The sequence below is a fragment of the Alicyclobacillus sp. ALC3 genome, assembly GCF_028751195.1.
GTDB lineage: Bacteria > Bacillota > Bacilli > Alicyclobacillales > Alicyclobacillaceae > Alicyclobacillus_L.
Map to the genome: position 1 here is coordinate 1,689,610 of NZ_CP066784.1, position 12,848 is coordinate 1,702,457.

The following is a 12,848-nucleotide window of genomic DNA, read 5'->3' on the forward strand; positions in this document are numbered from 1 at the left end:
GGTCCATCGCGTCGGTCCATCGCGTCCGTGCAACGTCCGTGCAACGTCCGTGCAACGTCCGTGCAACGTCCGTGCAACGTCCGTGCAACGTCCGTGCAACGTCCGTGCAACGTCAAGAAGGAGGTCATGAGGATGACACCCGCAGTCCACCCCCGAGCGAACAGCCTGAAAGGTCTCAAAATCGGCGCGGGCGTTGTAGTCGTCGCGCTCTGCGTCGGGGCCGTCTCGATGGTGCCAAAATCGACGCTCGCTGGTCTCGCGAAAAACAACATCTTCAGTCTAGTTGGGAGCCTCAACGGTACAACCGGTCAAATGCTCCAGCACACTGAGCAACTTCGCGCGAACGTGAATGGCGTGCAAGTTCAGCTTAGCCAGTTGCAGCAACAAGACGCCATCGTGCAGCAACAACAGCGTACCGGTGCACAATTGCAACAGCAAATGACGACACAAACACAGCTCACCCGCCAAGGCGTCACCTTGATGCAGGCGCTGCTCACCGAAGAAGCCAAGCTCTCACACGTTACGGCCCAAGTCGCGGCCCAGAGTGGCCAACTCACAGGCGTCGTGCAGCAGAACGCAAGCGTATTACAGCAGTTGCTCGGCTCACTGGTTACGAGCAGTCAAGAGTCAAACCAGTTGAACCACCAACTGGGTCTGTTACTCGCCCAGCTCGGCAACTCCGTGCAGGAGTTTAAAGTGTTTGGCCAAGTTGACAAACTGCTTGGTAGCCTGACGGGATCGCACAGTGGATTGGGTCTTTTATCCGGCGTCGGCAACTTGCTCGGGAGCGTATCTGGTAACGGCAGCAAAACCGGATCGAATTCGGGGAGCACCGCGTCGCACACGAACAACACGGCAAACAACGGAACATCCGCAGGCAGCACCCACAACAGCACATCCAATACGACCGGAGGCAACAGCGGTGGCGGCTTACTAGGCGGTTTGCTCGGCAACCTGTTTTAAGAGGTCGGCATAGGGGGAATCACGATGAAAGGAATGAACGTGCTGCTTGGCGTGTTGGCTATCGCGGGGCTCGGAACCACGCTCTACAGCTTGAGCCAGCAGACCAAGGTCCAGCAGCAAATGAACCACACGATGGTTGCCATCGACCAGAGTATCATCACCAGCGGCCAGGTCACGCACCAGACCAACAAGGTGCTCGCGCCGCTGACTGCGACAACCACTGCTCTAGCAGATATCGAAAAACAGGAACAAGTGACGGTCGGAAACTTGGCTGCAATGAACGAACACTTATCTCATATCAACCAAAGCGAAGCAGGGATTGTACAAACCCTGCTAGCGCTCAACCAGTCGACAGGTGGGGCAAGCACTGAACTGAGTGCCATCGCAAACGTCAACCGCGGCTTGTTGTCCACTTCTGAACAATCGTCTGGCCAAGCGGCTACAGAAGCAAGTCAGGTCGGGCAGCTCAATTCGATGACTACGACATCAATCAGCGAAATGACGAAATTAAACAACAAGCTCGCAGCGCTCAAAGCCTTACCGTAACCCCATCCAGGAACACACTAGGAACACGCTCGGAGGTGTCTTCGAATGTTTACGGTCATTCTCATCATTTCACTTGTCATGATGATCTACGGAGCCGCTCGCACCGCTTACGAAGACTATAAGCGGCACCAGCACGTCGGGGTACACGCGCTGTGGATCCCGGGTGGCGCCCTGTTCTTTGCCCTCGGTGTCTGGGCGTACGGGTGGCTATGACATGAGCACATGGATGGCTGTGACCGGAGTGACCGGCGCTGCGTCTTTGCGCATCCCAACCTGGTCTCAAAGTCATCGACGGCAAGTGCTTCATGCGGGAGCACAGTCGACTACTCCCTGACAAACCGATGTGACGTTCGTCAGGAAGAACTCTGTGACGTTGCGGGGCTCGACTGCAGGTAAGCCGACACGGCGTCCCACAGGCTTGTATCTTCGAGGCCCATATGCCAAATGGCGATGCCGGCGACCCCCGCCTGTTGGGCCAGCGCCAACTTCGCGCTGGTGCTCTTGCCGTCTTCGTAATAGACCGTATGCGTCACGTGGTTGGCATCCGTGTACGTGAAGTACGGTGCTTCGTTCGTGGCGTCCCACTGCGGCGTGATGTTGTCTGCCGTGATCAATGCGTCCACCGCTGGCAGAGACAAGGCTTGTGTCTGCCGTCCGGTCCATTCATAACCGTAGGCATCAATCCCGAGCAGAACCTTACCCGCAGGAATTTGGGATGTCGTGTAGGCGAGTACCTTGGCCACCCAAGGCACTGGCGCGATTGGCCCGGCAGGTCCACCTGGATAGGAGTAGTCGTACGCCATGAGAATCACGCGGTCAGCTGCAGCTCCAATTGCGGCGTAGTCATACGCTGCGTTCCACCCCTCAGCAGTCGCACTCGTCTCCGCCGGAAGTGCTACGTACAGTTCCTTCCCTACTGCATGCAGTTGTGCTGCGAGATTCGTGACAAAGGCCGTGTAGAGCTGGCGGTCCGAAGCCGACAACTGCTCAACGTCGAGTGCCACTCCGGTATACCCGTTGGACTCTACCATTTGTACGATATTTTGCTGCAAAGCGGCTGTCGCGCTGGAACTCTGCAACACTGTGTCCATCGCCGGCATCTTTTGCCCGGCTTCTGGCTGGCTCACCACAGTGGCGAATGCTGGCACGTGGTCGCTTGCCGCGTATGCGAGAATGGCAGCGTTCGCGTCTCCAGCCAAACTGCCTGATGCTAGCACGGTGTGGTCAAAGGTCGCAACCTGTGTGATTTGACTGTGGTGTGCCTCTGCATCATCGAGCGACGTCAAAGTACCGCCAAAGTCCGTCACAAAGCTGAGTAGGGTCGGTCCTGCCTTCGTGTTGCTGGCGGGGGCTGGAGTCCGCGCAGTTGGGGCCGTGTTTGTGGTGCTGGTCGCGGGAGGCGCCGTGATCTGCCAAATCCAGCCGTCCCAAGTGTTCGCAACCCCCAGACTGCGCAACATCAACTGCACAGTATACAGTGGCAGATAAACCTGCCCGCCGTATTCAAACGAAGAGACCATCGTGGGTGCCCCGCCGTTTGCAACGACTGCATAGTTGCCTGCAGGCGGCGTAACAGCGGTCGCCTGTGGTTTTCCGCTGCTTGCAATGTCCCACTGCGCACTCCCAGACACTGCGTTCTGTAACCCCATGTCGTTGAGCGTCGACTCGAGGGTCGACAATGGCATATAGGTGGTGCCATTGTGAACGATGCCGGTGACTTCAAACACTGACTTGCCGTTGAGCGACACCGTCTTGATGCCCGCCGGTCCAACCGCTGTTTGATACTGATAGTGTTGCCCCGGACCAGGCAAAATGTCCCACACCGAGTTCAACCACGTACTGGAGTCTCCGGCCCGCTTGAGCACCTGTTGGATGTACCAGATGGGCATGTATGTGGTTCCTTGGTAGACGATACTCGGTGCCAAGTACACGGTCTGTCCATTCCATACAATCGCTCGCGTCGAACTCCGGTATGGCGGGCGGTACCAGACCGAACGGGGTGCTCCAATGTTGGCGATATCCCACTCACGCCCGTTCCACGTGTTCGAAATACCGAGGCGGCGCAGCACCGTTTGAATGTACCAGATGGGCATGTACGTCGTACCGCCCGCAGCGAGGCCGGGTACGTTAAACGCTGTCTGTCCATCTACTTCAATCGCCTTCATACCGACAGCGCTCACTGACGCCGCGTGAGCATTTGCTCCAAACACTGTCGCAGTCAGCCACGTCGCTGATATTCCTGTTGCCAGAGCCACCACACGTGCTGGTTTCATCCGACCTGACCACACGGAGCTGCGCCGTTTCCGATGCAGCCCACGGCGCTTCGACCGTCGCCGATGTTGTCCTTTCACTCGGTCCCCTCCCACCCACGCTACACACCTCTAACCTGCAACCCGTCTTCGCACCTGTAACTCTCTCTAGTCTACGGGTGAACGAACTAGGCTTCGATGTGACAATGTTGGCATGCGAGGAGTGAACTGGAAGTCTCCACCCGGTCAAGTTGTAATTCACAGGAAAATTAGCAGGAAAATTATTGCGGTCTGTCGAAACAATCCTGTCGAAGGCGTAGTGTTGTCAAAATCATCGAAACTTCATCCCAGCTTCGACATGGGAGCGTGCATCCATCCCGTGAAATACCCTCTCTTGCTTCGAGACCGCAACTTCGTCTTGCTGTTGTCTGGCCAGACGCTCGCAACCTTCGGCAACAATATGTATATTTTGGCACTTTTGTGGATGGTGCAGATGGAAACCCTCCATCGCGCACACTCCGCACTGTTCTTGGGTCTCGTGATGATGGCAGCCTTTTTGCCTCGGGTACTGTTTGCGCCAATCGCTGGCGTTCTGACCGACCGCTGGCCAAAACGGGTGCTCATGCTCGTCACCGACATTTCCCGGGGCGGACTGCTGGTTCTGCTCACTTTCTTGACGCTGTTCCACCAAACCGGGCCCTGGGAACTAATCGCGTTCAATTTTGTGCTGTCCAGTTTAGGAACCGTCTTCAACCCTGCGTCAGTCGTCTTGACCAAAGAAGTCGCTTCTGACGAACTGTTGCTGCGCGCACGTTCCATCCTCAACGTCGGTCAAAAGACCATGGAGATTGCAGGACCGGCTGCAAGTGGTCTACTCATCGGATTGCTTGGGTCAGCTGTCGTGTTCGGTATCAACGCAGCAACGTTTTTCTTCTCTGCCCTGACTCTGACATTGATGAGGGTACAGGAACCGGAGCGACGCAAGAGTTCTCTCGCGCCGAAGGCGCTGGTTCAGGACGTCAAAGAGGGCGCGTCCCTGTACCTGGCATCGCCCTACGCGCGGACTCTGACTCCGTTTGTCTTGATGTACAACTTTCCCGTCGTAGCAATCGAGTTTCTGATCGTGAACTTCGTAGCCAATACCTTACACTACACTTCCAACCGCGGCGCATTTATCGTTGGCTTTTTCAACACGGCGCTTGCGATAGGCGAACTTTCCGGAAGTTTTACGATCCCGTTTTTCTCCCGCACCTTGTCCAAAGAACGCCTGCCGATTATCGCCATGTCCATCTCCGCCGCTTGTTTAACGACCGTGGGATTTATGCGCTCGCCTGTCTTGATTGCACTCCTGATGTTTATCGCAGGGTTCTGCATGATTGTGTCGAGCACCATCTTCTTTACATCCATCCAGCTAGCTGTTCCGCATGAGGCCCTCGGTCGCATCTACGCGCTCCTCGGCGCTGTATTCGACGCCGCCACCCCAATATCTCAGCTGCTGTTTGGAACTGTGGCAGCTGTGATACCGGTCTCGCTGCTGATCAGCGGCGCCGGTGGACTGGCGTTTCTCGGCATTTCGTCCGCCTGGCTGAGCCCTTTGGTTCAGCATCCGCCGAAAGATTCCGTGGTCGCGCAACACGATGAGCCCGTCGATTCGGAGGGCAACTCCGGGGGCAACTCGGAGGTCAAGCCGAATCTCGGCCCGGATGTCGATGTAGCAGTGGAGACGCGGGCATTCACCTCTGCTGCACTGGAGTCGAATCTCCACAGCAACGACATCTAGCGGAGGCGCGGCATAGACTAGGCGTACTCATCCACGTCTGTTCGTTCAAAAACCGCCGCGTTGAAAGGCTTTCTTCACTTTAGTCGAATCGGTTCGTGGTAGATTGCCAAGGACTGTTTGCTCGTGATCAGCCCATCATCAACCATGTTCTGGAGAACGATGGCTTGGCGCTGGCGGGCGAGCTTCAGATGAATGAACGGATCAAACAGCGAAGGTAAATTCGGAAGTCCGGCCAGCATGGTCAACTCTCCGGCATTTAACTGTGAAGGGGTTTTTCCGAAGTACGTTTCGGCGGCATCGTAGAGGCCGTACGCACCCGCTCCGAAGTAAATCGCGTTTGCATATAGGGCAAATGTCTCCGGCTTGCTCTGCGTGTCGTAAATGCCAATCGCGTAAAACGCCTGCGTGATTTTATAGGGAATCGTCTTCCGGTGCACGATGATCGAGTTGTCGACCAACTGCTGCGTGATGGTGGACCCGCCTTCCACATAGCCATCTTTTTCTACATCAACGATAAAGGAGCGCATGATACCAATCGGGTCAATGCCGGGATCGGTAAAAAACCGCCGGTCTTCCGTCGCAATCATGGCATTGCGAAAGACAGCCGGAATGTGACTGTAGGTCATGTAGTGTTCATGTCTCAGTGCGACATTGTGCATGACGGCCCGTTGTACGCGCTGACCGACATTGTTGAAAATGCGAAAGTAGAGGAACAGCAGTCCAAAAATGACAGCTACCGCCAACGCTATGAAGACCACCGTCCGAATCAGCCACTTGAGTAACCGCACCTTAAGGCACCTCATCTCTCGTGGTTGGCTTCATACACCAACAAAAACGGCCGCCTAAAAGGCGACCGCAGGGTTGAAAAAGTTCAGCAACCGGTTGGATTTGGGCTAATGGCCCATCTTGCGCCGGTGCTTTGGCCGTCCACATGGCAGTCGAAGCGCAGTCGAAGCGCAGCCGGCGTGGCAGTCGGCGTGGCAGCCGAAGGGCGTACAGGTGTGCGAGACGGAGAGGAGTTCAGGAACAAGGAACCGTTCCAAGCTTTATAGTATCATGGATGGGTAGACGCAAACTGCCGTTCATCTCCCGCAAATGTGGAGACGCTCTGATGAGGAGGTACTTGACATGAATCACAATCCACTGCCGTACACCGCCCCGACCGGGCGTGACCCCCTTGAGTTACATATCACCCTCTACGAGATGCCCGATGGCATGTACTTAGCGACCTGCGCCGAGATTCCACCGTGCCAAATCCTGCGCGGCAACAAGGATCACGCGTTCACGGACGCACGGCGCTTCATCAAACAGTTTCTCGACGAGCGCGCGGACAGCGGTCGTCCATTCGTGTTGCCGGAAATCCGCACAGTGCGAATATAGCGAGAGTAGGCTGCGTAGTCAGCGGAGGGGACTGCCAAAGCCCATCGGGGCCGCATGCGTAGAGTCAGTTTGCGACTCCGTTTCCGTCTGCGCGGCCCCAATCAACCAGCGAAATGGGACAAGGCCTGCATCGTTCCTTACGGCCATCATCTCGGGATGCCACTGTACGGCCAGGAGATTGTCAAACTCAGCGTGGACAAGGGCTTCAATTACGCCATCCGGCGCTTGGGCAGCGACCACCAGACCCCTTCCCACATCCTTTACGGATTGATGATGATAGCTGTTGACCTCTATTTCGTTGTCCCCGTAAAGACTTTGCAGAAGTGACTGAGTGAGCCGGACTGTATGAGCCGTGTACCACCGCGGAATTTTTTCAAAGTTGTGCGTCAACGTCGTCGCACCCAAGTCCGATACGTCTTTGTGCAGGCTCCCTCCAAAGTATACATTGAGCATCTGCATGCCTCGACAGATGGCCAAAATTGGTTTCCTCGCCGCCAGCGCCGCTGCTATCAGACGCAACTCAAACTCGTCCCGTTCGAGGGAGAGGCGCCCAACCCGGTGGTCAACTGTTTCGCCATACTGCTTCGGGTCGACATCTTCGCCACCTGTCACGACAATTCCATCTAGTCGGGAAAGCAGCGGGAAGAGAGAGTCATCGTCCATCAACGGGATCCCGATAGGAATCCCTCCTGCTCTCTCCACACTTCGCAAGTAGTCTTCCCCGATGAGACTAAACGCCTGCCCAATATTTCCACGCAGTTTGCCGCCGTATCCCTCATCGGCTGAAACGTAGTAGCCAGTGACGCCAATCATCGGTCGTGTCGAAGTCATCGGGTAACCTCCATCTTGTGGCCGCCTGTCTTTCTGTGGGCGTTGCGCACCCTGGCGCTGCGTTGCCTGGCCCTCATGCGCACCCTGGCACTGCGGCGTTTCTTGGCGTTGCATTGCCTGGCACGTCCGCCACGCATTCGTTCACATCACTTCGCCACCATTTGGACTGAGAACCTGCCCGGTATAGTACTCTCCACCGACAGCGAGGAACCGAACGGTGTCTGCGACCTCTTCCGGCGTTGCAAACCTCTGTAGCGGAAGGGAACTCGCATAGGCGCTTCGCTCCGCTGCAGAAGCAAGCGCTGGCCCTGAGGTGACTGGCCCTGGGGCAACGCAGTTTACCAAAATCCCGTATGGCGCCAGCTCTCTCGCGAGTGATTTCGTCATCGCAATCAATGCCCCCTTTGACGCGGTGTAATGCACCATCTCGCTTCTACCGACAAGCGCGGTCTGTGACGATATGTTGATGATTTTTCCGCGTTGCGCCTCCATCATGGCGGGGACGAGGGCTTTCGTCATGAGAAATGCGCCTCGCGTGTTAACAGCCATCATACGGTCGAACTGTTCCACCGTCAGTTCGACAAACGGAACTCGTTCCTGAATGCCTGCGTTGTTCACCAACACTTGTGGCGTGCCGAATTCACGCAACACCCGCAGCGCAGCGTTTTGGACAGACTGCTCGCTAGTGACATCCACAGGGATTGCGCACCCGCGAAGCTCGCTTGCCAGCGCCTGTGCACCGGCTTCATCGGTCCCAAAGCAAATGGCGACCAAGTACCCTGCGTCCGCCAGAGCCTGCGAGACAGCTTTGCCGATACCCGTATTCCCGCCCGTAACCACAGCGACAGGTCTCGATTCCGGTAGCTCTGTCATGGGCTTGTCTCCAAGTACAGCTTTCGGGCATTGTCATGGCACACGAGTTGTGCCCATCTCTCTCGCGTCCCCGCACCAGAAAACCGGCTCAACATAGGGTCCTGCAAATGATGCTCAAGCGCGTCTTTGAACAAATCGGCAGCAATCGCAAACAGTTCGGGCCTGGTGTGCGCATCCGACGCGAACAGAAACCGCGAATAAGGGGCAAGCTCCAAGGCCTCCGAAACGACACGTCGAGCCGAAGTGAGCCCAAGCGGCACGATAAGTGACGTGTCAAAGTACACCCCGTCGTACACACTCGCCATGTAGCCAGCTTCGCGATGGTAGGGATATGTGTGAAGCAAAACGACCGCCAATCCCTGTGGCGTAAACGTCTCCACAAAGTCGCGAAGGTGCAACGGATTGCCAAGGCGAAGGTCCGTATCTGGATCACCGTAGCCTGTATGAAACTGCAGCGGCAGGGACTGCTTCGCCAGTATCGGCGCGCACTCCCAGACGAGAAAGCACAGCAGTCTCTCATCCTCCAGTCGCGCTGAATCGGACGACTTCCAGACCGCAAAGGCGCGCTCTGCATCGGCGTAGGAGACGCCGTGCAGAGCGAGTCCTGAGCGGTACGCTGCGATGGACTTCGCACCTACATACCCGTTCGCCCGCGCCTGTCCCACTTTGAACTGCACGCTCTCCCACCACTGAGAAAACGACGAACTCTCTTTGAACACCGCCTCAGCGACCGACTCCAAGCGCAGAATGGGACGCGTCTTCGCGCCGGTCAGTCTGCCTATCTCGCCAAGTGAAGGTGCGCCGGCAGGCGCAAACCCTGTGTCAATGAACAGTTGTTCAAACCGGGCATCGTGAAAAAGCGCTTTGCAATAGGTCGCGTAGTCCACGTCCTGCAAAACGGGGCCGAGTTCCTCATAGGAAGCGACAACGTGTCCCGAATACCGCGAGACATAAGTGAGTACGGCGGGCCAAATCGCCCGCTCCAACAAGTCCTCAACCGGATAGCCATGAGGAGCCTCGGACGTAACACGAAGCAATGCCTCGGTGTCTGCTTGACGGTTGGGGCCGACGATGGCGTGACAGTGATGGTCAATGAGCGGGATCTGTAAAAAATCTGTGTCCACCAAACTCTCCCTTTCCAGTGCAAAGCCAAAACCAAGGCCGAGGTCAAATCCGCTAAAACTTGTAGAAATGGTGTTTTAGTTCAAATTCCGTATCCGCTTCGGCAAACGCCGCATGCTCAGAACGCTTCACCGCTTTGTAGGAACGGATTCTCAGGTCTCCGAGCAGTTGGTCAAAGAAATGGTCGGCTTCCAGGTTGTCTACCGCTTCCGCCAAGGTCGATGGCAAGCGCACGACCCCCATCGCCGCGCGTTCCTGTTCCGTCAATGAAGCCGGGTCAACTTCCAGCGTGCCCCCGGGATGCCAATCGTTGCGGATGCCCTCGAGACCGGCGGCAACGACTGCCCCGAGCGCCAAATAGGGATTGGCCGATGAATCGCTTGACTTCAACTCCATGTTCATCGACTTCTCCTCATTTCCCCAAAACGTCGACGCGATACGCACGGCTGCCTCGCGATTGTCGGGCCCAAAAGCCGTGTAGGCAGAACTCCATGAACGAGGATTCAACCGACGGTAGGAATTCACACTTGCGCAGGTCAGTGCGACGAGACCTGGTAGGTGGCGCAGAATACCGGCTGCAAACTGATAACCAGTCTTGCTCAGCTTGTACCGGTCTGCGGGGTCCCAAAAGAGGTTCTGCTTTCCTTCCTTGTCCCACAGGCTAAAGTGAATATGCGCACCGTTTCCAGCCTCGTTGGCAAACGGTTTGGGCGCGAAAGACGCTATCATGCCGTGTTGTTTTGCCACCGCACGGACGGTTTCACGGTAGCGTACCTGATTGTCAGCTGCGGTCAGCAAATCGGTGGGACTGATGGACAATTCATGCTGACCGTGCCCGAGTTCCGGATAGTATTGCTCGGGCTGGATTCCCTGCGCCTTGAGCGCACGCATGATGTCGAGGATGACAGGGTTTCCGACATCCATCGCGATAGAACTAAAACACAGCGCCTCGTCAATTGGTACGTACTGCCCATTCTCGTCCAGTTTAGCTAGAGTAAATTCATCTTCATACGTAGACATTACGCCGATGCCCATCTGCTCTGCTTGTCGAACCACAGACTTGAGGAAGCTGCGCGGGCAGGCTTCCCACGGTTCGTGGCTAAGACTGATTAAATCACACATCATCGAGCCGACCCCCGGTGAGTATGGCAGAACCCGGAATGAATCGGGATCAGGTATCAGACGAACTTCCCCAACTGGCCCCATCTCGGGTATCGGCTGTAGCTGATCGAGCATGTTCATCGCCATCATCGCGGGCGTCAAACCGATGCCGCCCGTCATCCGACTGCGCAAATGGTCAACGTGTGTCAATTTGCCGCGAATGGTACCAGCGTGATCGACAAAGAGGAATTCTATTAGTTCAACTCCGGCTTCCTCTGCTTGGCGCACGACGTCTTCGATATCCAATCTGTCTACCTCCTCTTTGCTGCGTTCACGGAATGGCCTTGTCGCACTAACCCCCGACTTCAACGTCAAGGTCTCGAACGATGCGGCTTGCGAGACCTGGGTCGCGGGAGGACTGTGCGTTAATGATGATGATTCCGATGACAATCCACGCTAGGGCGATGTATGGGAACAGATTATAAGGGAACGAAGGGACAGGGTAGATATTGCCGTAAATTGGCCACAGTAAAACAATGAATCCGACAACTGGGACAATCAGGTGGCGAACAACAGAGTAATACCCTGCACTTTTGCGTTTGCCGAAGTACCGAATTGCAGCGACGTTAATCAAGAGGTAAGCAACCAACAGCGTAAATGTCCCGATGGTGCCAAAGTACGCATAGAAGTTGGAAGCTCCCGCTGGGAGCCCGATTATCAGGTACAAGACGACCCCCAAGATGCTGATTGTGTTGACAGCAACATGCGGTGTTCCATGACGGTCGTGGACCCGGCTGAGGAACCGCGGAAGCGCCCCGTCGCGGCCGAGCGCGAACAGCATCCGAGATGCGGCATTGGCAGACCCTAGGGAACAGGCAAATGCACTGATCATCGCCGCGAAATCGACGAATGTCCCCATTGCACTGCCAATGTAGGACGAAGCAAGCGTATCAAGAGGTGCGCTGGAACCTGCAAGTTTGGCAACGTGTCCAGCTCCGAATCCAATCACTTCTGAGTAACTGACAAACACGTAGAAGATGCCTGCGGCAATCACCGTGCCATAAATCGCAAGAGGTACCGCCCTGTGGGGGTTCTTGGCCTCCTCCGCGAGTGTGGCGGCCCCTTCAAATCCAGCAAAGGAAAGGACCGCAAAAATCATGCCAGCCCCCACACCGGACAGACCCACAGAACCCATCGAAAACGGCACGGCCGTGTTCCCTGCATTGCCCCCTTTGCCGACAATCACAAAGCAGAGGACGAGGACTACAAGAATTGAAATCCCCTCAAGCAGGAGTGCCGCACGCGTGGACAGCCGCACATCGCGATAGGAGAAAAACCAAACCACTGCCATACCGACGAACACAAGCAGCCACTCTGGTACATGGAGACCGAAATGCAAGAGAAACACATTCGCAAAGTTGCCAAATAGAGCCGCACATCCGGCCGCATAGGCAAAGTACGTTGCCGTCAGGGCCCACCCGGATACGAAACCTGTCTTTGGGCCCAACCCTTGTGCGTTATAGGCGTAGACTGAACCTGAGTGCGGAATGCGCTTTGAAAACTCAAAGAACGACACGCCAACGAGCAGCATCGCAATGGTTCCGACCAAGAATGAGAGCGGTACACTTGCCCCTGCCGCCCCTGCCGCAGGCGCGGTGTTAAAAGCCATCGCCATCGTCGGCGCGACAATGGATACGGATAGTGCCAGAACTTCCACCATCGACAGATAGTTTCGCTTCAGTTTGTTCTGATTGTTCTGCGCCATCTCCCAGCCTCCTTTATCTAATTTTAGTTATGATAATTCACAATTTATAATTTTTATTCTGTTTTGTCACTAGATGCACTTTCCAGTTAAGCGGGACAGGACCACGAGGTCTTCCAAGTGGTTGCGTCGAAGTTTTTTGTCGGTCACAACCACCGTGCTGATGGTCACATGCGGTGTGTGGACAGTCCGGATATTTGAAAGGTTGAGGAGGGGAACAGACATTGAACGACAGCCTGCC

At 55.9% G+C, this 12,848-nt stretch carries 13 protein-coding genes; 6 read left to right on the forward strand and 7 right to left on the reverse strand.

What is annotated here, in order from left to right; translation table 11 throughout:
• Positions 1-132: 132 nt before the first annotated feature.
• Genes JC200_RS07960 through JC200_RS07970 form a run of 3 tightly spaced genes read left to right on the forward strand, consistent with a single transcriptional unit; the run spans position 133 to position 1,722 of the window.
• Positions 133-963, forward strand: a complete 831-nt coding sequence (locus JC200_RS07960) for a hypothetical protein (RefSeq protein WP_274435735.1) — start codon at positions 133-135, stop codon at positions 961-963.
• 24 nt (positions 964-987) lie between these two features.
• The gene (locus tag JC200_RS07965) at positions 988-1,509 is read left to right on the forward strand and encodes a hypothetical protein (RefSeq protein WP_274435736.1); all 522 of its coding nucleotides are present in this window, start codon (positions 988-990) and stop codon (positions 1,507-1,509) included.
• 45 nt (positions 1,510-1,554) lie between these two features.
• On the forward strand, positions 1,555-1,722 hold the full coding sequence (locus JC200_RS07970; protein ID WP_274435737.1) for a hypothetical protein: 168 nt from the start codon (positions 1,555-1,557) through the stop codon (positions 1,720-1,722).
• A 140-nt stretch (positions 1,723-1,862) separates the two neighbouring features.
• On the opposite strand, the gene JC200_RS07975 is transcribed toward JC200_RS07970, so the two are convergent.
• The gene (locus tag JC200_RS07975) at positions 1,863-3,860 is read right to left on the reverse strand and encodes a glycosyl hydrolase family 18 protein (RefSeq protein WP_274435738.1); all 1,998 of its coding nucleotides are present in this window, start codon (positions 3,858-3,860) and stop codon (positions 1,863-1,865) included.
• Between the two features lie 220 nt (positions 3,861-4,080).
• Here JC200_RS07975 and JC200_RS07980 point away from each other — a divergent pair, with 220 nt between their 5' ends.
• Complete coding sequence (locus JC200_RS07980; protein ID WP_274435739.1) at positions 4,081-5,538, forward strand: MFS transporter; 1,458 nt, start codon at positions 4,081-4,083, stop codon at positions 5,536-5,538.
• Positions 5,539-5,612: 74 nt separating this feature from the next.
• On the opposite strand, the gene JC200_RS07985 is transcribed toward JC200_RS07980, so the two are convergent.
• Complete coding sequence (locus JC200_RS07985; RefSeq protein WP_274435740.1) at positions 5,613-6,326, reverse strand: biosynthetic peptidoglycan transglycosylase; 714 nt, start codon at positions 6,324-6,326, stop codon at positions 5,613-5,615.
• A 108-nt stretch (positions 6,327-6,434) separates the two neighbouring features.
• Between JC200_RS07985 and JC200_RS07990 the strand changes: the two genes are divergently transcribed.
• Together JC200_RS07990 and JC200_RS07995 are read left to right on the forward strand one after the other, a co-directional pair.
• Entirely contained in the window at positions 6,435-6,590 is a 156-nt protein-coding gene (locus tag JC200_RS07990) for a hypothetical protein (protein WP_274435741.1), read from the forward strand.
• A gap of 76 nt (positions 6,591-6,666) precedes the next feature.
• Positions 6,667-6,918, forward strand: coding sequence for a hypothetical protein (locus JC200_RS07995; RefSeq protein ID WP_274435742.1), 252 nt, complete (start codon positions 6,667-6,669; stop codon positions 6,916-6,918).
• Between the two features lie 18 nt (positions 6,919-6,936).
• Here the strand turns inward: JC200_RS07995 and JC200_RS08000 are convergent, their stop codons facing one another.
• The 5 genes from JC200_RS08000 to JC200_RS08020 form a co-directional block, all read right to left on the reverse strand.
• A complete protein-coding gene (locus JC200_RS08000; RefSeq protein WP_274435743.1) occupies positions 6,937-7,749 on the reverse strand; it encodes a gamma-glutamyl-gamma-aminobutyrate hydrolase family protein in 813 nt (270 codons plus the stop codon).
• Between the two features lie 141 nt (positions 7,750-7,890).
• Complete coding sequence (locus JC200_RS08005; protein WP_274435744.1) at positions 7,891-8,622, reverse strand: SDR family NAD(P)-dependent oxidoreductase; 732 nt, start codon at positions 8,620-8,622, stop codon at positions 7,891-7,893.
• Positions 8,619-9,746, reverse strand: a complete 1,128-nt coding sequence (locus tag JC200_RS08010) for an amidohydrolase family protein (RefSeq protein ID WP_274435745.1) — start codon at positions 9,744-9,746, stop codon at positions 8,619-8,621. Before JC200_RS08010 ends, JC200_RS08005 begins: the two co-directional genes overlap by 4 nt.
• Before the next feature lie 52 nt (positions 9,747-9,798).
• The gene (locus tag JC200_RS08015; protein ID WP_274435746.1) at positions 9,799-11,151 is read right to left on the reverse strand and encodes a glutamine synthetase family protein; all 1,353 of its coding nucleotides are present in this window, start codon (positions 11,149-11,151) and stop codon (positions 9,799-9,801) included.
• Positions 11,152-11,197: 46 nt separating this feature from the next.
• Positions 11,198-12,610 (reverse strand): APC family permease, encoded by a 1,413-nt coding sequence (locus JC200_RS08020; protein WP_274435747.1) that lies wholly within the window; start codon positions 12,608-12,610, stop codon positions 11,198-11,200.
• Between the last annotated feature and the right edge of the window lie 238 nt (positions 12,611-12,848).